Origin of the sequence: Cupriavidus sp. NPDC089707 (assembly GCF_044748965.1) — a bacterium.
Taxonomy (GTDB): domain Bacteria; phylum Pseudomonadota; class Gammaproteobacteria; order Burkholderiales; family Burkholderiaceae; genus Cupriavidus.
The window spans coordinates 12413-35840 of the sequence record NZ_JBIVHB010000014.1 but is presented as its reverse complement, the minus strand read 5'-3'; the positions used below and the strand labels follow the sequence as shown (position 1 = coordinate 35840).

General features: G+C 67.2%; 17 protein-coding genes. 10 read left to right on the top strand and 7 right to left on the bottom strand.

Annotation, left to right across the window (positions count from 1 at the left end):
• Positions 1-172 precede the first annotated feature (172 nt).
• Positions 173-916 (top strand): YceH family protein, encoded by a 744-nt coding sequence (locus ACIP1U_RS21270; RefSeq protein ID WP_400318945.1) that lies wholly within the window; start codon positions 173-175, stop codon positions 914-916.
• A gap of 298 nt (positions 917-1214) precedes the next feature.
• A complete protein-coding gene (locus ACIP1U_RS21265; RefSeq protein WP_400318942.1) occupies positions 1215-2117 on the top strand; it encodes a patatin-like phospholipase family protein in 903 nt (300 codons plus the stop codon).
• 87 nt (positions 2118-2204) lie between these two features.
• On the opposite strand, the gene ACIP1U_RS21260 is transcribed toward ACIP1U_RS21265, so the two are convergent.
• The 3 genes from ACIP1U_RS21260 to ACIP1U_RS21250 form a co-directional block, all read right to left on the bottom strand.
• The gene (locus tag ACIP1U_RS21260) at positions 2205-2747 is read right to left on the bottom strand and encodes a hypothetical protein (RefSeq protein WP_400318940.1); all 543 of its coding nucleotides are present in this window, start codon (positions 2745-2747) and stop codon (positions 2205-2207) included.
• 214 nt (positions 2748-2961) lie between these two features.
• Entirely contained in the window at positions 2962-3645 is a 684-nt protein-coding gene (locus ACIP1U_RS21255; protein ID WP_400318937.1) for an Hpt domain-containing protein, read from the bottom strand.
• Positions 3646-3690: 45 nt separating this feature from the next.
• Positions 3691-4314: a response regulator gene (locus ACIP1U_RS21250; RefSeq protein WP_400318935.1), complete on the bottom strand. Its 624-nt coding sequence runs from the start codon at positions 4312-4314 to the stop codon at positions 3691-3693.
• A gap of 589 nt (positions 4315-4903) precedes the next feature.
• On the opposite strand from ACIP1U_RS21250, the gene ACIP1U_RS21245 reads away from it, so the two are divergent.
• Positions 4904-6781 (top strand): ATP-binding protein, encoded by a 1878-nt coding sequence (locus ACIP1U_RS21245; RefSeq protein ID WP_400318932.1) that lies wholly within the window; start codon positions 4904-4906, stop codon positions 6779-6781.
• Positions 6782-6802: 21 nt separating this feature from the next.
• On the opposite strand, the gene ACIP1U_RS21240 is transcribed toward ACIP1U_RS21245, so the two are convergent.
• Positions 6803-7276, bottom strand: coding sequence for an Lrp/AsnC family transcriptional regulator (locus ACIP1U_RS21240; RefSeq protein WP_063240375.1), 474 nt, complete (start codon positions 7274-7276; stop codon positions 6803-6805).
• A gap of 400 nt (positions 7277-7676) precedes the next feature.
• Here ACIP1U_RS21240 and hppD point away from each other — a divergent pair, with 400 nt between their 5' ends.
• The 7 genes from hppD (at position 7677) to ACIP1U_RS21205 (ending at position 16961) form a co-directional block, all read left to right on the top strand.
• Entirely contained in the window at positions 7677-8756 is a 1080-nt protein-coding gene (hppD, locus tag ACIP1U_RS21235) for a 4-hydroxyphenylpyruvate dioxygenase (RefSeq protein ID WP_316154029.1), read from the top strand.
• Between the two features lie 181 nt (positions 8757-8937).
• Positions 8938-10332 (top strand): amino acid permease, encoded by a 1395-nt coding sequence (locus ACIP1U_RS21230; protein WP_400318928.1) that lies wholly within the window; start codon positions 8938-8940, stop codon positions 10330-10332.
• A gap of 118 nt (positions 10333-10450) precedes the next feature.
• Entirely contained in the window at positions 10451-11647 is a 1197-nt protein-coding gene (locus tag ACIP1U_RS21225) for an amino acid aminotransferase (protein WP_400318925.1), read from the top strand.
• A 255-nt stretch (positions 11648-11902) separates the two neighbouring features.
• Positions 11903-12475 carry a (2Fe-2S)-binding protein gene (locus ACIP1U_RS21220; RefSeq protein WP_400318922.1) on the top strand — a complete coding sequence of 191 codons (573 nt, stop codon included), beginning with the start codon at positions 11903-11905 and terminating at the stop codon, positions 12473-12475.
• 9 nt (positions 12476-12484) lie between these two features.
• Positions 12485-13477: an FAD binding domain-containing protein gene (locus ACIP1U_RS21215; RefSeq protein WP_400318919.1), complete on the top strand. Its 993-nt coding sequence runs from the start codon at positions 12485-12487 to the stop codon at positions 13475-13477.
• A gap of 12 nt (positions 13478-13489) precedes the next feature.
• Positions 13490-15703: a xanthine dehydrogenase family protein molybdopterin-binding subunit gene (locus ACIP1U_RS21210; RefSeq protein WP_400318916.1), complete on the top strand. Its 2214-nt coding sequence runs from the start codon at positions 13490-13492 to the stop codon at positions 15701-15703.
• Positions 15704-16631: 928 nt separating this feature from the next.
• The gene (locus ACIP1U_RS21205; RefSeq protein WP_400318913.1) at positions 16632-16961 is read left to right on the top strand and encodes a DUF1484 family protein; all 330 of its coding nucleotides are present in this window, start codon (positions 16632-16634) and stop codon (positions 16959-16961) included.
• Between the two features lie 451 nt (positions 16962-17412).
• Here ACIP1U_RS21205 and ACIP1U_RS21200 read toward each other — a convergent pair whose 3' ends face one another.
• Genes ACIP1U_RS21200 through imuA form a run of 3 tightly spaced genes read right to left on the bottom strand, consistent with a single transcriptional unit; the run spans position 17413 to position 23199 of the window.
• The gene (locus tag ACIP1U_RS21200; RefSeq protein WP_400318910.1) at positions 17413-20787 is read right to left on the bottom strand and encodes an error-prone DNA polymerase; all 3375 of its coding nucleotides are present in this window, start codon (positions 20785-20787) and stop codon (positions 17413-17415) included.
• Complete coding sequence (locus tag ACIP1U_RS21195) at positions 20784-22352, bottom strand: Y-family DNA polymerase (RefSeq protein WP_400318907.1); 1569 nt, start codon at positions 22350-22352, stop codon at positions 20784-20786. The genes ACIP1U_RS21200 and ACIP1U_RS21195 overlap by 4 nt, the downstream gene beginning before the upstream one ends.
• Positions 22285-23199 (bottom strand): translesion DNA synthesis-associated protein ImuA, encoded by a 915-nt coding sequence (imuA, locus tag ACIP1U_RS21190; RefSeq protein ID WP_400318904.1) that lies wholly within the window; start codon positions 23197-23199, stop codon positions 22285-22287. The genes ACIP1U_RS21195 and imuA overlap by 68 nt, the downstream gene beginning before the upstream one ends.
• Positions 23200-23428 lie beyond the last annotated feature (229 nt).

The following is a 23428-nucleotide window of genomic DNA, read 5'->3' as shown; positions in this document are numbered from 1 at the left end:
GCGCGGCCTATCGATAGTAGACGGCACGCCACAGAATGCGAGGGGCGAACTGGTCGCAAGCAGCGGCGCGGCGATCTCGTCATGGCATAGTTGCGCCTGGCGCTGCCTTGCGCTTGAATGGGAGCGCGCTGCCAGGCCGGCAGGCGCGGCCCGAGTCCAACCCAGAGTCTTGATGCAACCCGATTCCGTCTCCGACGCCAGCCAGCCTGGTGAACGCCCCGCCCGCCCCGCGCCGCGGCCCCTGTCCGCCGTCGAAGGCCGCGTGCTCGGCGTGCTGGTGGAAAAACAGCACACCGTCCCCGACACCTATCCGCTGTCGCTCAACGCCCTCGCCTCCGGCTGCAACCAGAAGACCGCCCGCGCCCCCGTCATGAACGTGAGCGAGCCCGAGATCCTCGACGCCATCGACGGTCTCAAGCACCTGAGCCTGGTCTTCGAGGGCAGCAGCAGCCGCGTGCCACGCTTCGAGCACAACATGCAGCGCGCGCTGGCTGTGCCAAGCCAGTCAGTCGCGCTGCTGGCGATGCTGTTGCTGCGCGGGCCGCAGACTGCGGCGGAACTGCGCCTGAACACGGCCCGCCTGCACGCGTTTGCCGATATTTCGTCGGTGGAGGGGTTCCTGGAAGAACTGGCGGAGCGCGAGCCGCCCTTCGTGGTGCGGCTGCCGCGCGCGCCGGGCGCGCGCGAGAACCGCTGGATGCACCTGCTGAGTGGCGATGCGGGGCTCGAAGCCGCGCAGGAGCTGGCTTTCGGCGGCAGCCAGGGCAGTGCCGAAGCGGGTCCGGGGACTGTCGCCGAACTTGCACAACTGCGCGCGGAACATCAGGCGCTGTCGGAGAAGGTCGCCCGCCTGCAGGCGCTGGTCGAGCATATGGCCAGCCAGCTTGGGATTGCCCCCGACGAATTTCTGGAATAACGCACCGAATACTCCCCGGCCCGGCATGCACTGCCGCAGCCGCGGGTATCGCCAGCGGGTGCCAACTGGTGCCAGCGAGGCCAGGCGGGCTCCTTCCCGCTGCCAGCTGCGTTTGAAGTTGCGGAAAATTTCTGGCGGTTAATTGCATTATTTGGTCCCGAAGCACCGGCGTGACCGGACCGGCGCTTCGGGGACTGCCCAGCCGGTCTGGTGTCGCCTATGCTTTGCTAGGGTCGGGACACGCGAGCCAACATCCAAGGGGGAGACGGCGCGGACGCACCGCGCCATCACGACAGCCATGGACAAGACAGCCTTCGTATTTGCCGGCGGCGGCAGCCTCGGCGCAATCCAGGTCGGCATGCTGCGCGAGCTGGTGGCATGGGGCGTGACGCCCGACATCGTCATTGGCGCCTCGGCGGGCGCAATCAACGGGGCTTTTTTCGCCTGCAACCCCGGCGTTGCCGGCGCTGGCCGCCTGGACCAGCTGTGGCGCAACATCCGCCGTGCCGACATCATGCCGTGGGGCTGGCGCAGCGTGCTCGGCATGGTCGGACGCAGCCGCGGACACCTGGTCGAGTCGGCGGGACTGCGCGCGCTGCTGGCGCGGCATTTCGGGCCGCGCCAGCTGGAAGCAGCTGACCTGCCCCTCCATGTGGTCGCGACCGACATGAGCAGCGGCGACGAGGTGCTGCTCTCGCACGGCAACATCGTCGATGCGGTGCTGGCCAGCGCCGCCATCCCCGGCGTGTTCCCGCCGGTGCAGTTCGAGGGCCGCACGCTGATCGACGGCGGCGTGGCCAACAACACCCCGGTATCCACCGCGATCGCCCTCGGCGCCAACCGCGTGATCGTGCTGCCCGCGGGCTTCACTTGCGCCGAGCGCCGGGCGCCGCGTGGCGCGCTGGAGCATGCCTTCAATGCGCTGTCGCTACTGGTGGCGCGCCAGTTGGTGCACGACCTGCAGCACTTTGCCGACCGCGCGCATATCAGTGTGGTGCCGCCGCTGTGCCCGCTCGATATCTCGCCCTACGACTACACGCGCTGCGGCGAACTGATCGACCGCGCCGCTGCCTCCACCGCCCAGTGGCTGCAGGGCAAGGGCCTTGAGAGCCGCCACGTGCCGGGCGCGCTGCACGTGCACTCGCACGACGATGCGGCGCCCAGCTGCAGCACCGATATCCCGGCGGCCGCCCCGCACTGAGCGCAGCGCGTTGCGCCAGGTTCCTCCGCGCCAGCACCGCATCGAGCCCGGCGGGCGCGGGATCTGAACCGATAACCAGCCGGGGCTTCAGGGCAGCCGCGCCAGCAAGCGGTCGCGCCATGAAGGGGGCAACGCCAACCGTCCCTGCGCGCCCCCAGCCGGGGACGCGTAAACCAGCGCCTGGCCGTCCCAGCTCACGTGGACCGGACCGACGCTGGTGATGGTGCGATGGGCCAGCAAATGCTCGCGCCCCACCCCGCGCCCTTCACCACGCCCTTCGCCACGCCCTTCGCCATACACGCGCAGCAGCAGCCGGTCATGGCGCAGGTAGCAGTATTCTGCGGCGTAGCGCACAGCCGCATCGACCGTCGGCAGGTGCCGGCAGTTGTGGGCACCGGCGCGCTCCCAAGCGCCGTGCCCATAGACGATCGCCGTCCAGATGGCGCCGAGCGCGGCCACCCGGCCAATTGCAACGCGCACCAGGCGCTGCGCCCGTTCGCGACGCCCCTCGCGCGTGGCCATCACCTGCAAGATGGCGCGGCCGGTAAAAAACGACAGCAGCAGCAGCGCCACCGCAGCCAGGTGGAAATAGAAGGCCGATTCCGGCAATGCCGCCAACGCATGGTTCATGACCCGATCCCGGAAAATGCCGGCACCGGGCCTGGAAAATAATCTGGCTGGAATTGCCGCGCCAAAATCCATCCATGCCCGCGCCGAATGAATCGGCAGCATTCATTACCGGATATTCAGAATAACCAGCCACCGTTAATCCAGAATAATCAAGTGGCGCGCTTACGCCAATCCGGTAAATCACCGTGCCTGATAATCGCCCCGTGGCGGGGAGTTATGTCCTGGCCGACAGTGCCGTCAGCAGTTCTATCAGCCGCGCGCAGGTCGGCTCGAAGACCGCGCGCAGTAGCGTCACCGTGCCGGCATCGCCGCCGCGGGCGGCGTCTTCCATGCGTTGAGCCAGCACGCGCAGCGCGTCGCAACCGATGTAGTGCGCAGACGATTTCATCCGATGCGCGATGCTGCCGCACGCTTCCAGTTCGGTGCCGGCGGCGCGCAGTTGCGCCAGATCGGCCTGCGCCGACATCACCAGCGCCTGCAGCAATTCGGCCGCGAAGGCCGCGTCACCAAGGGTCTGCGCAGCAATCGCAGCAGGGATCGCGGCGGCCTCGTGCGCTGGCAGCGCAACGTAATGGCGCTCGGCAAGCATGGCAAGAATCGCCGCCTCGGCTGTCGGCGCCGGCAATCGGGCCACGAAGGCACCATGGTCCGCGTGTTTCCCGGGCGATACCGCGACCGCGCACAGCGCGCCGGCGGCATGCCAGCCTTCCAGCAGCGTTGGCGGCACGGGCGTGCCCGGCCCGGCGATGACCAGCCCGACCTTGCCGGCCGATGCCGGCGCAATTGCCGAAGCCGGCGCGGCCAGGTGCGGTGCAAACCCCAGCCGCTGCAGCAGCGCCGCCAGGCTGGCGGCCCACTGTCCGTCGCGCAGGGCTGCAATCAGAAGCGCGCCGGTCATGGCAGCGCGCCCCCCGGCAATGCTAAGGAAACCAGGTTCGCCATGCTAGCCGACCGCAATATGGTGGCGCCGCGCAAAATCGATGACATCCACAAGCGAGCGCGCCCCGAGCTTTTCCATGATCCGCGTCTTGTGGGTACTGACGGTCTTATTGGAAATAAACAGGACTTCACCGATCTCCTTGTTGCTCATGCCTTTGGCCAGCATTTGCATGATAATCAGCTCCTTGTCCGACAGGCTGACCAGGCGCAATGCCTCATCGCTGAAATCGGATTTGCAGTGTTCGAGTTCGGGCATCACCGTGTAGCCCGCCAGCACCGATTCGACGCAGCGCACGATCTCCGACAGTTCCTGGGTCTTGCTCACGTAGCCATGCGCGCCCGCCTGGCGCGCCCGCGGGGCAAAGGTATTCTGGTCCTGGCCCGAGATCACCAGGATGCGCACGCCCGGATGCACGGATTTGAGGCGGGGGATCACGTCAAGGCCATTAATCTTCGGTATGTCCAGGTCGAGGATCACCACGTCGGGCGCATACTGCCGCACGATTTCCACGGCAGCCTGGCCGTTGTCCGCTTCCAGTACATGCGTGACGCCCAGCACCTGGGACAAGTGGGTCTTGAGGACGACTCGCACGGGCGGATGATCGTCGACGATCAGGATAGTGGCCACTGCATTCACTCCATAGCAAACTTTTCTGTGCCGCGTGAAGGGCACGCAGTCAGGCGTTGCAGCATTGTGCTCAGCATTTGCTCACGAATACACCTGAATGTTCCGAGGCTTGCGACGAATCTTCCCATCTTAGTGAAAAGTTCAGTAGGTGTCCTATTTGTCCCATGCCGGCACATTCGTCCGCGAGAGCGCGTATGCATCACTGTCGGCGAGGAGAATCATAGCGCCGCGTTCGCACTTGCAATTGTGCAGAAGCTCGCCCGACATGCATTCCGTCGGTGGGGGCGCGGGCTAACCTAGCGCTGCAGGCCCGCCAATGGCAGCACGTAGGCAATGTCGCCTTTCGAATCGGAAATTTCCACAGGCATTTTCGGATGTGTCTGAATGAGGCGGTGCAGCTTGGCTCATAGAGTAAATGCAAGCCGCATTTTCCTGATTCGCCTTGCCCCGCCTGCCCTGCCTTTCCTGTCTGCCGTTCGGTTCGAAATCCGCCCGCGCGGCATCCCTCGCCCCATCGCACCGCCACCAAGCAAATACTGTGTTGCATCATTGGGCTGCGATGCTCCTGTTCGCCTTTTCAACCGGCGCCATGAGCCAGACGATGGCCCCCTTGCGCGCCGCACCGCTTGCCCATGAACGCCTGTACGGCTGGGGCGCGATGCTGCTCTGCGGCCTCAGTACAGGCCTGCTGGCATGGATCGCAGTGCTCCAGCGCGAAGTACGCCGGCGCCGCGCCGCCGAGAGCGCGTGGAAGGACCACGTGGCGATCCAGTCGGCGCTGCTTGACGGCATCCCGCAGCCGGTCTACCTGCGCGATGCCTCGCTGCGGCTCATCACCTGCAACCGCAGCTACGAGGAACTCGTCGGCGCCACGCGCGATCGGCTGCGGGGTCAGCCGATCGATGCGCCGGGCCATGTGCATCCCGTCGTCACCGACATGGCCGAGCTGGCGCGCGACTACCGCAAGGTCCTCGACAAGGGTGAGCCGCTGCGCAAGGACCGTTGCCTGCGGCTCCGGGGGCGCAGCCATCACGTGCTCAACTGGATGACCCCGCTGCGCGGCGCCGACGGCAAGGTCAAGGGCCTCGCGGGCGGCTGGGTCGACCTGACCGAACGCCACGACATGCTGGCAGAACTGGCGCACGCCAAGGCCGAGGCGGAAGCCGCCAACCGCGCCAAATCCACTTTCCTGGCTTCGGTCAGCCATGAGATCCGCACGCCGATGAACGCCATCACCGGCATGCTGGAGCTGACACTGGCGCAATGCCAGCTACCTGACCACGAACGCCTGCAGCTGGTCACCGCGCATCAGGCGGCGGTCGGGCTGCTGGCACTGATCGACGACATCCTGGACTTGTCTAAGATGGAGGCAGGCAAGTTCAGCATTCACCCGGCGCCGGCATCGCTGCCGGCGCTGGTCAACGACACTTTGCTGATCTTTGGTCCCGTAGCCGAGCAGAAAGGGCTAACGCTGACCAGCGAAACGGGCGCCGGCATCGCGCCGCTGCACCAGGTCGACGGCCTGCGCTTCCGGCAAATCCTGGGCAACCTGGTGTCGAACGCCGTGCGCTTCACCGATCGTGGTGCGATCCGGGTCCGAGTGGAAGCCGAACCGGCCGCCGACGGCAAGCAGGCCGTCACGCTGACCGTTGCCGATACGGGGATCGGCATACAACCCAAAGCGCAAGCGCAGCTGTTTGAGCCGTTCGCTCAGGTACATGACCAGTCGCGCTCGCACGCAGGCGGCACCGGGCTCGGCCTGGCGATCTGCCAGCGACTGGCCAGCGCGATGGGCGGGCAGATTGCGTTGTCCAGTCAGCCTGGCCAGGGCACGCGTGTAACGGTGTCGCTGCCGCTGGCGCTGGCCGACGCCGTAGCTGCCGCGCCGGCGCAGCCGGTGCCAATGCCGGGCTGCGCGCGCTGCCATGCCCGCATCCTGGTGATCGACGACCACGCGCCCAACCGCCTGCTGCTGCAGCGCCAACTGGAGTACCTGGGCCATCATGTGGTTACCGCGAAGGACGGCCGTGACGGGCTGGCCAGGCTGGATGGCGCGGTGTTCGATGTCATCGTCTGCGACTGCGCGATGCCGGTGATGGACGGCCTGGCATTCGCACGTGCGGTGCGGGCCCGCGATGACGCAGTCCGCGATGTGCCGATCGTCGGCTGCACCGCCAGCGCCGTGGCGGAAGATCACGCTGCTGCGCTGGCTGCCGGCATGAATGCGGTGATCGTCAAGCCGGTGGGCCTGCAGGCCCTGGACGAAGCGGTGGCACGCGCGTGCAGCGGTGGCCATCCGCCGCCGCAGCCGGCGATGATGGTTCATGCGCCGCCACCCGCCCCGCCCGCCAAAGATGCGCCGGACAGGGCGCCAAACGCCAGCAAGCCCGGCTCATGTCCCGCCTGGTGCGCCGTTTGCCACGAGATGAACGTGGCGTGCGACCGGATCGACACCGTCCCGGAGTAGCGGAAACCCCGGCGCGGGGTTTCAGGCTTCCACCGGCACCGCGCTGGTGCATTTGATCTCGTCCAGGCAGACGCTGGACTTGACCGCGCTGACACCCGGGATGCGCATCAGCGTATCGAGCAGGAAGTCAGACAAAGCCTTCAGATCCTTCGCGACCACCTTCAGCACGTAGTCGATATCACCGGTCACGGAAAAACACTCCTGGATCTGCGCCAGCTCCGCCACCAGCCGCTTGAAGTTGGACAGCTCGCGGATATGCCCGCGTTCCATCGTTACGTGGATAAAGGCAACCACGCCCAGGCCGAGCGCGGCGGCATCCAGTCGTGCTTCGTAGCGTTTGACCAGCCCCGCCTCTTCCAGGCGGCGATGGCGTCGCAGCGTTTGTGCCGGAGACAGCGCAATTGCCTCAGCCAGCTCAAGGTTGGAGGCGCGCGCGCGCTCCTGCAAGACCGCCAGCAGGCGGCGATCGGTACGGTCCAGCTCGATCGTTTGCACTTTGATTTCCTCACCTCATGGATTCAAGCAATTTGATTTCATAAGCTAGGGTTTCCCTGCGTGGCTAACGAAATCCAATTTTGCTGGGCAGAATATACACTGCATCCCAAGCCAGCGACATAAAGCCACTGCCATTACTTGGTTGGCCAGCATTGACTGGCACCGGCGCCACCCGATCCGGGCAATGTCGCCACTGCAATAATATTTCCCGATTGACCGGTTCTGACGCCCCCCCATGACCACGAACCCGCCTTCCCTGCCTGGCACGCCAGGCACCAGCGCCGATGGCGCGGAACGCTGAACCGGAATCCCGATCTCCGGTGCGCGCCCGCCCTGCCCGACGGCACTTTGCCGGCGTCGCACCAATCCAATCACCTAACTTCCCCTTAGTGAGAAAGCCATGGCCGACCTGTTTGACAACCCGATGCAACTGATGGGCTTCGAATTTGTGGAGTTCGCTTCGCCCACCCCGAATGTGCTCGAGCCGCTGTTCGAGCAGATGGGCTTCACGCTTGTGGCGAAGCACCGTTCCAAGGACGTGGTGCTGTACCGCCAGGGCGAAGTTAACTTCATCGTCAACCGCGAGCCGCACAGCCACGCCGCCTACTTTGCCGCCGAGCACGGCCCCAGCGCCTGCGGCATGGCGTTCCGCGTCAAGGATTCGCACAAGGCCTACGCCCGCGCGCTGGAACTGGGCGCGCAACCGGTGGAAATCCCGACCGGCCCGATGGAACTGCGCCTGCCCGCGATCAAAGGGATCGGCGGCGCGCCGCTATACCTGATCGACCGCTTCGAGGAAGGCAAGTCGATCTATGACATCGACTTCGAGTTCATCGAGGGCGTCGACCGCCACCCGGTCGGCCACGGCCTCAAGCTGATCGACCACCTGACGCACAATGTCTACCGTGGTCGCATGGCTTATTGGGCCAACTTCTACGAAAAGCTGTTCAACTTCCGCGAAATCCGCTATTTCGACATCCAAGGCGAGTACACCGGCCTGACCTCCAAGGCCATGACCGCCCCCGATGGTAAAATCCGCATTCCGCTGAACGAGGAATCGTCCAAGGGCGCCGGCCAGATCGAAGAGTTCCTGATGGCCTTCAACGGCGAAGGCATCCAGCACATCGCCTTCCTGACCGACAACCTGATCGAGGTCATCGACCGCCTGCAACTGGCAGGCGTGCCGCTGATGACCGCGCCGAACGACTACTACTACGACGCACTGGACACGCGCCTGCCCGGCCATGGCCAGCCCGTGGAGCAACTGAAGTCGCGCGGCATCCTGCTGGATGGCACCACGGAAGGCGGCAAGCCCCGCCTGCTGCTGCAGATCTTCTCCAAGACCGCGCTCGGCCCGGTGTTCTTCGAGTTCATCCAGCGCCGCGGCGACGAAGGCTTCGGCGAAGGCAACTTCAAAGCCCTGTTCGAGTCGCTGGAACGCGACCAGATCGCACGCGGCACGCTCAAGGTCGAGGCCTGACCGGCATCGCCTTCACTGACCGGCCGCCTCTGTCAGGCACCAGCCGGTTCCGGTAAGCGAACCTCCCACGCGGCAGTCACCCTGCCGCGCGGTTGGTGGCGTCCCCCGGCCCAAGCGTCCGACTCCAAACAGCCAGAGACGCGGGCCACATTCCATGAGAATGGGTAGAGGAAACAACTGAATGCATGCAAGCAGCAATGACGGCACGCTCAAGCGTGGCCTGAAGAACCGGCATATCCAGCTGATCGCGCTGGGCGGCGCCATCGGCACCGGCCTTTTCCTGGGTATCGCCCAGACCATCAAGATGGCGGGACCGTCGGTCCTGCTGGGCTACGCGATCGCCGGCATCGTGGCGTTCTTCATCATGCGCCAGCTCGGCGAGATGGTGGTGGACGAGCCCGTCGCCGGTTCCTTCAGCTACTTCGCCGACAAGTACTGCGGCCACTTCGCCGGCTTTATTTCCGGCTGGAACTACTGGGTGCTGTACATCCTGGTGAGCATGGCCGAACTGTCGGCCGTCGGCATCTACGTACAGTACTGGTGGCCGGAAATCCCGACCTGGGTCTCGGCGCTGGTGTTCTTCCTGGTGATCAATGCGATCAACCTGTCGAGCGTGAAGTCCTTCGGCGAGATGGAATTCTGGTTCTCGATCATCAAGGTCGCGGCCATCATCGGCATGATCGGCTTCGGCGGCTACCTGCTGATGTCCGGCAATGCCGGCCCGCAGGCCAGCGTGGCCAACCTGTGGCAGCACGGCGGCTTCTTCCCCAACGGCATGGGCGGCCTGGTGATGGCCATGGCGGTGATCATGTTCTCGTTCGGCGGGCTGGAGCTGGTGGGCATTACCGCGGCGGAAGCGGATTCGCCCGAGAAGACCATCCCCAAGGCCACCAACCAGGTGATCTACCGCATCCTGATCTTCTACGTGGGCGCGCTGGCGGTCCTGCTGTCGCTGTACCCGTGGGAGAACGTGGTCACCGGCGGCAGCCCGTTCGTGCTGATCTTCCATGCGCTGAACAGCAACTGGGTTGCCAACGTGCTGAACGTGGTGGTGCTGACCGCGGCGCTGTCGGTCTACAACAGCGGCGTGTACTGCAACAGCCGCATGCTGTACGGCCTGGCCCAGCAAGGCAATGCGCCCAAGGCGCTGATGAAGGTCAACAAGCGCGGCATCCCGCTGACGGCGCTGGGCTTCTCGGCGCTGGCCACCGCGGTGTGCGTGGTGATCAACTACTTCATGCCGGGCAAGGCCTTCGAGCTGCTGATGGGTCTGGTGGTGTCGGCCCTGATCATCAACTGGGCGATGATCAGCCTGATCCACCTGAAGTTCCGCGCCGACAAGCGCCGCGCAGGCCAGGCCACGAAGTTCCAGAGCTGGGGCTATCCGCTGACCAACTACCTGTGCCTGGTGTTCCTGGCCGGCATCCTGGTGGTCATGTTCCTGACTGAAGGCCTGCGCCTCTCGGTCTACCTGATCCCGGTGTGGCTGGTGGTCCTCGGCGTCAGCTACCTGCTGCGCCAGAAGAACGCGGCCGCCACGGTGCAGGACGGCGTCGCCGCCCAGCAACTGCGCTGACCGGCCAGTGCGGCGCCTGCAGCCTGCGGGCGCCGCCGGTTAGAATCCTTGCTGCGCGGTGCCCGGCGCCTGCCTACGCCACGCAGCAGCCCCCTCCGACCTGATTCCATCGCATCCCATGTTCGCACACATCGAAGCCTTCCCCGGCGACCCGATCCTCTCTCTCAACGAGGACTTCCAGAAAGATCCCCGCACCGACAAGGTCAATCTGAGCATCGGCATCTATTTTGACGATGACGGCCGCCTGCCGGTGATGCAGGCCGTCGCCAAGGCCGAGGCCGCGCTGCTGGCAGACATGGGCCCGCGTCCCTACCTGCCGATGTCGGGCCTGGTGGGCTACCGCAGCGCGGTGCAGGCGCTGGTATTCGGCGAAGACTCCCCGGCGCGCGCCGCCGGCCGCATCGCCACGCTGCAGACGCTGGGCGGCTCCGGCGCGCTTCGCGTGGGCGCGGATTTCCTCAAGCGCTACTACCCGCAGTCGCAGGTGTGGATCAGCGACCCGAGCTGGGAAAACCACCGCGTGGTGTTCGAGCGCGCGGGCTTCACGGTCAACACCTATCCATACTATGACGACGCCACCGGCGGCCTGAAGTTCGACGCGATGATGGACGCGCTGCGCACCATCCCCGCGCAAAGCATCGTGCTGCTGCACGCCTGCTGCCACAACCCGACCGGCGTGGACCTGAACCAGGACCAGTGGCGCCAGTTGATCGCGCTGATCAAGGCCAACAACCTGCTGCCCTTCGTCGACATGGCCTACCAGGGCTTCGGCGCCGGCCTGGAGGACGATGCCTTTGCGATCCGCGAACTGGTGGCGCAAGACGTGCCCTGCCTGGTGGCGAACTCGTTCTCGAAGAACTTCTCGCTGTATGGCGAGCGCTGCGGCGGCCTGAGCGTGTTCTGCAACACCGCCGGCGAAGCCGCCAACGTGCTCGGCCAGCTGACCGGCGCAGTGCGTGCCAACTACAGCAACCCGCCGACGCACGGCGCGCGCGTGGTGGCCAAGGTGCTGACTACCCCCGAGCTGCGCCAGTTGTGGGAAGAAGAACTGGCGCAGATGTGCGGCCGCATCGCGCGCATGCGTGAAGCGATCCACCACAACCTGCGCGACCATGTCAGCGGCGAAGCGCTGTCGCGGTACCTGACGCAGCGCGGCATGTTCACCTACACCGGCCTGAGCGCCGACCAGGCCGAGCGCCTGCGCGAGCAGCACGGTGTTTATCTGCTGCGCTCGGGCCGCATGTGCGTGGCCGGCCTGAATGAGCGCAACGTGGGGATCGTGGCGAAGGCTATCGGCAGCGTGCTGAAGGGCTAAGGCGTTTCAGCCTCGCTGACAATGCCAAGGGCGGCGCCATCGTGCGCCGCTTTTCTTTTTGCGGGCCGACTGGCGCGAGCGTAATTTCTACAAGCCCCCCGTGGAGTTCTGACGCACCTGGCGGCACCGCTTCCCTCCCGCTGCCGATACTGGCGTGCCGCCGCCGCCGGGCACCGATTTTGCTGTCGTTCTTGCTGCACTGTCAGGCGCGACGCCATCCCCATGGTGCCGCCCCGTCCACACAAGGTCAGCACAATGTCCGAACACAAGGAGCCCTCCCGGCGCGATGCCACCACGCCCCCAGGCAGCGCCGCGCGACCCGTCACGCTCCGGATCAACGGCCAATCCCACACCCTGCAACTCGAACCACGCACCACGTTGCTCGACGCGCTTCGCGAAGTGATGTACCTGACCGGCACCAAGAAAGGCTGCGACCGCGGCCAGTGCGGCGCCTGCACGGTCCTCAGCGACGGGCGGCGCATCCAGTCCTGCCTGACGCTGGCCATGATGCAGGAGGGCCGTGATCTCACCACCATCGAAGGCCTGTCAGACGGCGACGCGCTGCACCCGGTGCAGGCGGCCTTTATCGCGCATGACGCACTGCAGTGCGGCTTCTGCACGCCGGGGCAGATCTGCTCCGCCGTCGGCATGCTGGCCGAGGCGCGCGCCGGCGAGGCCAGCGTGGTGCAGCCGCTGGCGGCGCCCACGCTGCCGCTTGGCGATGAAGAAATCCGCGAGCGCATGAGCGGCAACCTGTGCCGCTGCGGCGCCTATCCCAAGATCGTCGCCGCGCTCCGCGAGGTCGGCGACAAGCCAGGCACGCGCTGAGGCGGCAGCATGCAGCCCTTTTCCTATGCGCGGCCCGACACCATCGATGAAGCGCTGCAGTTGGGCAGCCAGCCGGGCGCGCGCTATGTCGGCGGCGGCACCAACCTGATCGACCTGGTCAAGGCAGGCGTCGAAGCGCCGCAGCAGCTGGTCGACGTGAGCCGCCTGCCGCTGGCGCAGGTCGAGGCGCTGCCAGACGGCGGCCTGCGCATCGGCGCGATGCTTAGCAACACCGACGCGGCCAACCAGCGCCTGGTGCGCGAACGTTATCCGCTGCTGACGCAGGCGCTGCTGTCCGGCGCCTCCGGGCAGCTGCGCAATATGGCGACCGTCGGTGGCAACCTGCTGCAACGCACGCGCTGCCACTACTTCTACGACACGGGCTTTCCTGCCTGCAACAAGCGCAAGCCCGGCTCGGGCTGCGGTGCGCTCCACGGCATCAACCGCATGCATGCGATTCTTGGCGCCAGCGAGCATTGCATCGCCGTGCATCCGTCCGACATGTGCGTGGCGCTGGCCGCGCTCGAGGCCGTCATCGTCGTGCGTGCGCCCGGCGGCGAGCGCCGCATCCGGATCGCCGACTTCCATCGCTTGCCGGAAGACAAGCCCGAGATCGACACAACGCTGGCGCCGGGCGAACTGGTGGTGGCGCTGGAGCTGCCGCCCTCGCCCTACGCCGCCCATGCGCACTACCTGAAGGTGCGCGACCGGGCCAGTTTCGCCTTCGCGCTGGTCTCGGTGGCCGCGGCGCTAGAATTTTCCGGCCCTACCGTGCGCAGCGCGCGGCTGGCGCTGGGCGGCGTGGCGCACAAGCCCTGGCGCGTGCCCGCCGCCGAGCAGGCGCTGACCGGCCGGCCGCTGAGCGCGCACAGCGCGGCAGAAGCCGCCCGCCTGCTGCTCGATGGCGCCCGGCCTTATGAGCACAACGCCTTCAAGATCGTGCTGGCGCAACGCGCCGTGGTGCGCGCGCTGCAGGTGGCGGCCCGCGCGCAAGGCGCTTGAAGGAGCATGGCAATGAGCGTTACCGGGGCCCCCATCGACCGCACCGACGGCGTGCTCAAGGTCACCGGCCGTGCACGCTACACTGCCGACCATGTGCTGCCGGGACTGGTCCATGCGGTGATGGTCACCAGCACCATCCCGCATGGCAAGGTGGAATCGATCCACAGCGCCGCGAGCGAGCAGTTGCCCGGCGTGCGGCTGGTCATGACACCTTTCAACGCACCGCTCCTGCCCAAGGGTGGCAAGGCCGGGGCCGATACGCCGACCGCCGGCCACGTGATGACGCTGCTGCAGGACACCGCGGTGCACTACAACAACCAGCCCATCGCCGTGGTCGTGGCCGATACGCTGGAACAGGCACGCGATGCGGCGGCGCGGCTGGTGGTCCGCTACCGCGAGCAGCCGGCCGTGCTGGACTTCGCGCAGGCGCGCGTGCACGCCGGCAAGCCGCAGGGCGAAGACGCCGGCGAGGCCGACAGCCATCGCGGCGATGTCGACACCGCGCTGCATTCAGCGGGCACGACGGTCGACGAGGTTTACACCACGCCGATGGAACACCACAACCCGATGGAGCCGCACGCCACCATCGCCGCCTGGGACGGCGACAACTTGACGCTGTACGACTCGACCCAGTACGTCACCGGCGTGCGCAAGGCGGTAGCGGCCACGCTCGGCATCGCGGCCGGCAAGGTACGCGTGCGCTGCCCCTTCGTCGGCGGCGGCTTTGGCTGCAAGGGTTCAATGTGGTCGCACGTGGTGCTGGCGGCCATGGCGGCGCGCGCGGCAGGCAGGCCGGTCAAGCTGGTGGTCGAGCGCGTGCAGATGTTCGGGCCGGTGGGCGCGCGGCCCGTCACCGAACAGCGCGTGCTCGCCGCTGCCGGCGGCGATGGCCGCCTGCAGGCGATGCGGCATGACGTCGTCATCGGCAGCGCGCAACTCGAGGAATGGCTCGAGACTTGCGCTGTGCTGACGCGCTCGCTCTACGCATGCCCCAACCTGCAAACCAGCCACCGGGTGGCACGGCTGCAGATCGGCACCATGACCTTCATGCGCGCGCCAGGCGAGGCGCCGGGGAGCTTTGCGCTGGAGTGCGCGCTTGATGAGCTGGCTGATCGGCTCGGCATCGATCCGATCGAGTTGCGCCTGCGCAACCACGCCGATGCCGATCCGCACAAGCAGAAGCCCTTCTCCAGCAAATCGCTGCGCGAATGCTATCGCGTGGCGGCCGAGCGCTTTGACTGGTCCCGCCGCGATCCGAAGCCGCGTTCGATGCAGGCCGGCGGCAAGCTGGTGGGCCTGGGGATGGCCTCCGCCACCTACCCTGCCAACCGTTCGGGCGCGAGCGCCATGGCGCGCATCCTGCCGGACGGGACCGCGCTGGTGCGCAGCGGCACGCAAGACCTGGGCACCGGCACCTATACCGTGATGACACAGGTGGCTGCCGACGCGCTCGGCCTGCCGCCGGAGCGCGTGCGCTTTGAACTGGGCGATACGGATTTCCCGGAGGCGCCGGTCTCGGGCGGATCGCAATCGGCAGCCAGCGTCGCGCCGGCGGTGCAGCAGGCCGCTTCTGCCGCACGCGACAAGCTGGTGGCACTGGCCGTGGCCGACACGGCCTCGCCACTGTCCGGCGCGCGCCCGGATGAGGTGGAGGTCGTGGACGGCTGGCTGCAGCTGCGCAGCGACCCGCCGCGCCGCGAGCCGGTCAGGGCCGCCATCTCGCGCGCCGGCGGCCGGCCTGTCGAGGCCCACGCCAGCGCCAGGCCGGGCGACGAGCGCAAGCAATACTCGATGCATGCCTTCGGCGCGGTCTTTGCCGAGGTGCAGGTCGATCCTGAACTGGGTGAGGTCCGCGTGCATCGCGTGGTCGGCTGCTACGACGTGGGCCGCGTGCTGAACCGCAAGACCGCGCATAGCCAGCTGGTGGGCGGCATCGTCTGGGGCATCGGCATGGCGCTGCATGAGAAAAGCGACCTGGACCTCGCCACCGGCCGCGTGGCCAATGCCAACCTTGCCGAATACCATGTGCCGGTCAGCGCCGACGTGGGCGAGATCGAGGTCGACATGCTGGACGGGCACGATCCGCACATCAATGCGCTGGGCACCAAGGGCATTGGTGAAATCGGCATTGTGGGTGTCGCCGCCGCCATTGCCAATGCGGTGTACCACGCGACCGGACGGCGTGTGCGCGAACTGCCGCTGACACCCGACAAATTGCTGGACTGAATCCGGCCGGCACGATGGTTGGATGGATTTGGTTTTTTGATTGCTGTTCCTGCGGCTTGGCATCTGGCAGGTATTGATATGCCCGGGTTTCGCCCCTGAAGGGGCGAGTCACTTTTGCCCGAGCGGCATAAGTAACCAAAAGCGCGTTTACGGTCCTGGGCGGACGGCCACTTTTATCGTAGCGTGCCTGGGGTTTCGTACGGGGCTTTGCTTCCTCACAAAGCCGGGCTGCCTGCCGCCGTGGTGCGCCACGGTGGCAGGGATTGACGCGGTGATTGAACGAGTCCGGAGCTGTGATTGGCCCCTGCTGCTGGCGGCAATGTAGGAACGCCTTCGGCTGCGCTGCGCGCCGGCAGCATCTCAGGTCGCTGGCCCTGGCCCGGAACGCGTCGCTACGCTCGCTTGGCGCTATCGGCCGCGAACCCAACAGCCTGTTCCGACCGCTTGTTTTTGCTCCCTCTCCCGCGTGCGGGAGGGGCGGGGGTGAGGGCCGGAGCCTCCACGAAGTGAGAACCTTCACACCGTACGTCGCTCAACGTTAGACCACCAAGAACCATTAGACGCTGGGCTTCCACCCAGCCCGCGTGCGAACTGCAGCCGTAGAAATGCCCAAATGGCCTACGTGTGTCAAAATTCGTTTCCGATCGGTCAGCCTCGTTGACCGGTTAAGTGCGGGTGTTTGAGAATGGTTCGTCGCCCAGACAACGGCGACCAGGTTTAGCAGCCTGCCGAACACTCATCAAAGACGGTTGCGTATGCGGCCTTCTTTGGTATGCCTTCGCACGCCCTTTGCGCAATGGGCGAGCCCTGGTGGGGGAGCCTTCGGGCTCGCCGGCTTCCGAGTGTTCCGGTCTGCTAACCCTGCCCTGTGCTCGCCCACCCGATTAGCAGCGGACGGCGAGCCTCCATTCCTAACTCGGAGGTTGCCATGCAAAGCACCAACCGGGCTCCACAAGAGCCAACCCTCACCCAAGACCAAGCAGAGCTTGCGAGTAGCCGATCGAAGGCCGACCGCGCTCTCGCCCGCCGGCTCGCCGGTACCGTACCGCCGCCATCCGTTAAATCTGTCACGATTGAGGAGCACATTCTCCAGGCTAGCGATGACCTGCTGCGGGTCAGCGCTGGATTTGAATCCGTCCTGACTTTGCTCGATTTGCAGAGCGATACCTGTGCCGGGAGTATCGGCCTGCATGCGTTGCTATTGCCGCTCAAGCAACAGATCGACAAGAGCGCTGATCGGCTGCAAGCGCTCGTCTAGCGAGAGCTTGCGACGTTGATTCAGCCGGGGTGTGCGATGGGAGGATCCTACTTCGTGGAGACTCTGGCCCTCTCCCCCGGCCCCTCTCCCGCATGCGGGAGAGGGGAGCAAACAAGCTGAGATACTGCCTGCGCGCAGCGCAGCCGAAGGCGTTCATACCACACCGCCAGCAGCAGGGGCCACCCACAGCTCCGGGCTCGTTCAAGAACCGCGTCAATCCCAGCCATCGTGGCGCACCACGGCGGCAGGCAGCGCGGCCTTGTGAGGAAGCGAAGCCCCGTACGAAAGCCCCAGCACACTACGATAAAAGTGGCCGTCCGCCCAGGACAAAAAAACGCGCTTTTGGTTACTTTTGCCGCTCGGGCAAAAGTGACTCGCCCCTTCAGGGGCGAAACCCGGGCATATCAAATACCCACCAGATGCCCAGCTGCAGCACCCCACACAAAAAAACTCAATGAAAATCCCGACTCCCCACCATCAACCTCCCCAGCAACGGACTAAGATCCACGAGTTCCTTGGCCACAAGGTGCCGCACCTCCCCCTGCCGCTGCCAGGTCCCCACCACCCCCAGCAACGTAGCCCCCAACACCTCCTTCCTCTGCCTCTCCACCAGATCCGGCCATAAGATCAGATTGACCGTACCAGTCTCATCCTCAATCGTCGCAAAAATCGTCCCGCTTGCCGTAGAAGGCCGCTGTCGCACCGTGACAATCCCGCAAGCCCTCACCCGCCGCCCATTGCCACAGCGCTGCAGCTGACTGGCGGTAGCAAACCGCATCGCCTTCAACCTGTCCCGCAACAACGCCAGCGGATGCGACTTGAGCGAGAGCCCGAGGCTGGCGTAGTCCGCCGTCACATCCTCTCCCAGCCGCGGCGCAGGCAGTACGAGCGCATCTTCTGCCGGCGGCGCCTCGTACAAAAGATCGCGGTGCGCCGCGTGCTCGGCCGCCGCGCGTGCCTGCCAGCGCGCCTGCCGACGATGGCCCGCAAGCGGCGCCAACGCGTCTGCAGCGGCCAGCACGTCGATATCATGCCGATCCAGCGCGGCACGCAGCGCCAGGTCTTCCACGCTGTCGAACGCACGCTGCGCACGCGCCTCCTCGATGCGCAGCGCGGCCTCCTCGCGCATGCCCTTGACGCGGCTCAGGCCGAGACGCACACGCGGAGGCGCATCGGCCTCCACCTGCTCCAGCGTGCTTTCCAACCGGCTCAGCGTGACGTCCACCGGCAATACCACCACATCATGCCGCTGCGCATCCTGCACCAGTTGCGACGGCGAATAGAACCCCATCGGCTGGCTGTTCAGCAGCGCGCACAAGAAGGCCGACGGATGGTGGCATTTGAGCCAGGAGCTGACATACACCAGCTTGGCAAAACTGGCCGCATGGCTCTCCGGAAAACCGTATTCGCCAAACCCCTCGATCTGCTTGCAGATCGCCAGCGCGAACGATTCCGGATAGCCGTTGCCGGTCAGCGCGCGCACCAGCGCGTCCTGGTGCTGGCGCAAGTCGCCGCGCCGCCGCCACGCGGCCATCGAGCGCCGCAACTGGTCGGCCTGCCCCGGCGAAAAACCGGCCGCGTCGATGGCCAGCTGCATCACCTGCTCCTGGAAGATCGGCACGCCCAGCGTGCGGCCCAGCACCTTCTCGATCACGGCGTTGAAGTAAACCGGCGGCTTCTTCGTCAGGCGGAACGCCTCGCGCCGCTTCAGGTAAGGGTGGACCATGCCGCCCTGGATTGGGCCGGGGCGGACGATTGCAACTTCCACCACCAGGTCGTAATACGCGCGCGGCTGCAGCCGCGGCAGCATCGACTGCTGCGCGCGAGATTCGATCTGGAACACGCCGATGGTGTCGGCCTTGCAGATCATGTCGTAGGTGTCCGGATCTTCCTTGGGGATGTCTTCCATGCGCGCAGGCAATCCCACACGCGCCTTGTCAGGGTTGGGAATCATCTCCAGCGCACGCCGGATCGCCGACAGCATGCCCAGCGCCAGTACATCGACCTTGAGCAGGCCAAGCGATTCCAGGTCATCCTTGTCCCACTGGATCACGCTGCGGTCCGCCATGGCCGCGTTCTCGATCGGCACCAGCCGCGACAGCTTGTGGCGCGCGATCACGAAGCCGCCCACGTGCTGCGACAAGTGGCGCGGAAAGCCGCGCAGCTGCGCGGTCAGGCTGGCCCACTGCTGCACCGCCGGCGAGTCGGGATCGAGCCCGTAGCGCGCGATCTTCTCCACGAAGCCCGGGCCGTCCCACCAGGCCTGGCCCTTGACTACCTGCTCGACCACGCTCGCGTCGATGCCCAGCGCGCGGCCCACGTCGCGCAACGCGCTGCGCGAACGGTAGGTGATCAGCGACGCCGCCAGCGCGGCACGGTGGCGGCCGTACTTCTGGTAGATGTACTGGATCACCTCTTCGCGCCGCTGGTGCTCGAAGTCGACATCGATGTCGGGCGGCTCATCGCGTTCGCGCGACAGGAAGCGGCCGAACAGCAGGTTGGCCTGCTCGGGGCTGACCTCGGTCACATACAGGCAGAAGCACACCAGCGAGTTGGCGGCCGAGCCGCGGCCCTGGCACAGGATGCCGTTGGCGCGCGCAAAGCGCACGATGTCGTGCACGGTGAGGAAGAACGGTTCGTACTGCTTTTCCTCGATCAGCTGCAGCTCTTCCTCCAGCTGCTTTTCCCATTCCGGCTTCAGGCCATTCGGAAAACGTTCGGCCTTGCCACGCTCCACTTCGGCGCGCAGGTAAGAGATCGGCGTGAAGCCCGTCGGCACCAGTTCCTCCGGATATTCATAACGCAGCATGCCCAGCGAGAAATCGCACTGCGCGGCAATCTTCAGCGTCTGCGCCAGCGCCTCGCGCGGGTACAGGCGCGACAGCACCTGCCGCATGCGCAGGTGCTGCTCGGCATTGGGTGCCAGCGCCATGCCGCATTCGGCCAGCGGCTGACCGAGCCTGATCGCGGTCATCACGTCGGACAGCGGCTTGCGCGAGCGCACGTGCATGGTGACCGCGCCGGCGGCGGCCAGCGGCACACCGGTCTGCGCCGACACGGCTTCCAGGCGCGCGCGGTGCAAGCCGTCGGCATGGCCTTGCAGCAGTTCCAGTGCGATCCACGCGCGCTCGCCGAAGACGCCGCGGCACCACTGCGCCTGTTCGCGCAACAGCCCGGGATCGGCGCAATAGTCCGGCAGCAGCAGCGCCAGGCAGCCCGGCATGCCGCGCAGGTGGGCTTCGTCGCCGGTGGGCGTGGCGATATCTTCGGGATGCAGCCGGTAGCTGCCCTTCTGCGCGCGGCGGCGGCCCAGCGTGATCAGTTCGGACAGGTTGCCGAAACCGTCGCGGTGCTGGGCGACCAGCACCAGCCGCAGCGGCGGGCGATCGGCGCCATCGGCTGGAGGCAGGCTGAAGCGGCTGCCGATCAGCAGCGCGAAGCTGTCGGCAGCAGCGGCCAGCGCCTGCAGCCGCTGGTGGCGGCTGGCGTGCGCGGCGGGGTCGTCCTCGTCGGCATCGGTGTCGCCTTCGGGATCAAGCAGCGGCTCGTCGATGTCTGCCTCCGCGCCCCGCGCCGCGCTGCGTGCCACCGCGTCGTGCAGGCGCTTGCGCAGCGTCTGGATCGCATCATGGGCGCGCGCGGTGCCGGCCACCGAGCACTCATCGGTCAGCGCCAGCCCGCGGTAGCCCAGGCCGAAGGCGCGTTCGATCAGTTCGCCCGGGTGCGAGGCGCCGGTGAGGAAGGTGAAGTTGGAGATGCAGTGCAGCTCCACGTAGTCGGGCAGCGCAGGCAGCAGGCCCGGCAGCGAAGGGATCGCCGGCGTCATGCGAACAACCCGTGCAGAAACCAGCGGTACTCGCTGCCCTCGTCCGCGCCGTGGCCGGGGCGTTCGCGATAGATCCAGCAGCGCAGGCCGTCGGCGCGCTCGGCGATGAAGTAATCGCGCGTGGCCAGCGCGCCGTCCCACCAGCCGGCCTCGATGCGCTCGGGCCTGCTCAGCAGCGCCAGCGGGCCGCCGTGGCTGGGGCGGTGCTGCTGCACCGGCAGCGGCAACGGTTGCGGCAATAGCCACAGCGGGCGCTCCGGCAGCGGGCCTGCCATGGCGGCGGCCTTGCCGCCGGGCTGCGGCTCGTCAACTGGCACCCAGCGGTTGGCGCGCTCGGGCCGGTGGTCGGCCAGCGGCCGCGGCTGCAGCACGTTGTCGCGGCCCAGCCGCGCCATCAGCGTATCGAGCAGGCGGCCCAGGTCTTCCGGCGTGCCGCCGGGTTCGGGGAACAGCGCATCGCTTTGCGGCACGCAGGCCTGCATCGCTTCCACGCGCAGCGCCAGGCCGGTGACCGGGGCGTGGAAGTTGAGCTTGTCGAGCTTCTCGCGCAGCAGCCGCGACAGGTGCGCGGGATCGCGGCTGGGCTGGGCCAGGCCGAGCGCGACCGGAGTTCCTTCGGTATCGACGCCGCGCCGGTAGCGCTCATGCTCCAGCACCAGCACGCAGCGCGTGACGCCGGCCTGCAGCAGCGCCAGCCAGCCGGCCAGCGCCAGCAGCAGGCGCTGCGCGCCGGCCAGCACGCCTTCGGCGGATTCGATGCGCCCGGGCAGGTCCATGCGCTGCGCGAACGTGGGCGGCGCCGCGTACCAGGCAAAGCGCGCCGGGGCCTCGCCATAGGCCTGGTCCAGCCGCGCCAGCAGCGCGGGGCCCAGCCGCCGGGTCAGGCCGGCGCGCGGCAGGCGCCGCACCTCGCCCAGCGTGCGGCAGCCGATGCCGTCGAGCCAGGCCGGGTCGGCCAGCGTGTGCAGCGCCTCGACCGGCAGGCGGTCGAGCAGCCGGTGCAGCCGCGCCATGCCCACCGCCCGGCGCGCGGGCCGCACCACGCCGCGGCGGCTGCGCCGCAGCGGCTGGCGCGCCAGCCAGGCGGCGCCGTGCGCGGTCGGCCCGCTGCCCACCTGCGCAATGGTGCCGAGCTGGCGCACGCAGGCGCGCACGGCGCGGCACAGCGCGCGGTGGCCGCCAAAGAGACGCAGGCTGGCGGTGACGTCGAGCATCAACGTGGCCGATTCCAGCTCCTCGTCGAACGTCACGGCCGGCGTGAAGCGCAGCAGCGCCAGCGCCACCGTTTCCATCAGCGCCGCTTCCGCAACCGGGTCGCGTTCCAGCTGCACAATGTCCGCCGACAGCGCCTGCACGCCGCCGCGGCGCATGCCGTAGCGCACGCCCAGCTGCATCGCGGGACCATTGGCCAGCACCACCTGCTCCTGCGCCATCACCGCCACCGGCAGCGCATGGTGCAGCGTGCCGGTGGCGGAGGATGGGCTGGAGGCAACCGGCTCAGGCCAGTTGGGCTGCAGTGCGTCCAGGGGCAGGCGCGGCAGGTGCACCGCGATCCAGTACGGCATCGGGAGAAGACTGAGAAGACGAAGACACAACGGAAGGCGCGCCAGCCGGGGCGCCGGCGGGCACGGGCCAGGCGGCCGTGCGCGTGGCTGCCTCCATTTCGCCCAGGCGCAGCAGCAACGGCGTATCGCGCACCGGCCCGCGCCGCTTGTGGAAGGTGATCGACAGCGCATTGCCGGGTTGCGGCGCCAGCAGCAGGCGCAGCACCGCCGGCGACGATTCGCGCAGCGCCGCGGCCGGGCGCAGCGCCCACACCACCGCGTCGCCGGCCTGCGCCAGCACCTGCAGCCGGCGCAGCGCCTCGGGCCGGGCCGTGGGCAGCCACACCAGCACGCCGCCGAAGGCCTGGCTGCGCAGCACCTGTTCGGCCGCCCACAGCATGTCGGCCTGCTGTGCGCCTTTGGCCGCGCCGGCAGACGGGCGCAGCCAGTACAGCTGGCGCGCCGGCAGGCCGGCCGCGGCCAGGCCCATCGCATTGGGCAGGCAAGGCGGCGCCACCAGCGCGATGCGGCGCCCCGCCCCGGCCAGCACGCGCAGCGCCGGCAGCAGCAGGCGCAGTTCGCCCGCGCCGCCCTGCGTGGTCAGCAGTTCAGTCAGTCCGCCCGCCGGCCAGCCGCCGCCGGGCAGTTCGGCCGAGAGCGCGTCGTACCCGGTCGGGCACACTGCGGCGCTGCCGGCGCGGCCCAGCTGGCCGGCGCGCCACAGGCCTGGATAGCGCTGCTCGAGCGCCGACAGCGCCTGCTGCCGCGTGGCGTGGGCTGCCGGGGCTGCGGGCCTGGCCGGCGTCGGCGCAGGGAAAGGAAGGCCCACCGCCGCCATGGGCGGGGCTGCGTACGATTGCGCAGGCATGTGAAGTCGGGGTCGCTCGCGGGAAGCGAGGACATAGAATATTTACGATAACTGTATATTTATACAGTATCGAGGCGAACGCAAGAGGTAGGCGTGCGAAGGACGCCAGGGATGGTGTAGGAAAACGGAATTGGCCGGACTACGTGCGCTTTTGCTGGACTGGAAATCCGGAATTAGCCGGACTGGCGTGCAATCCCGTGACGCTTGCCAGGACCTGACGGTTCCGGTT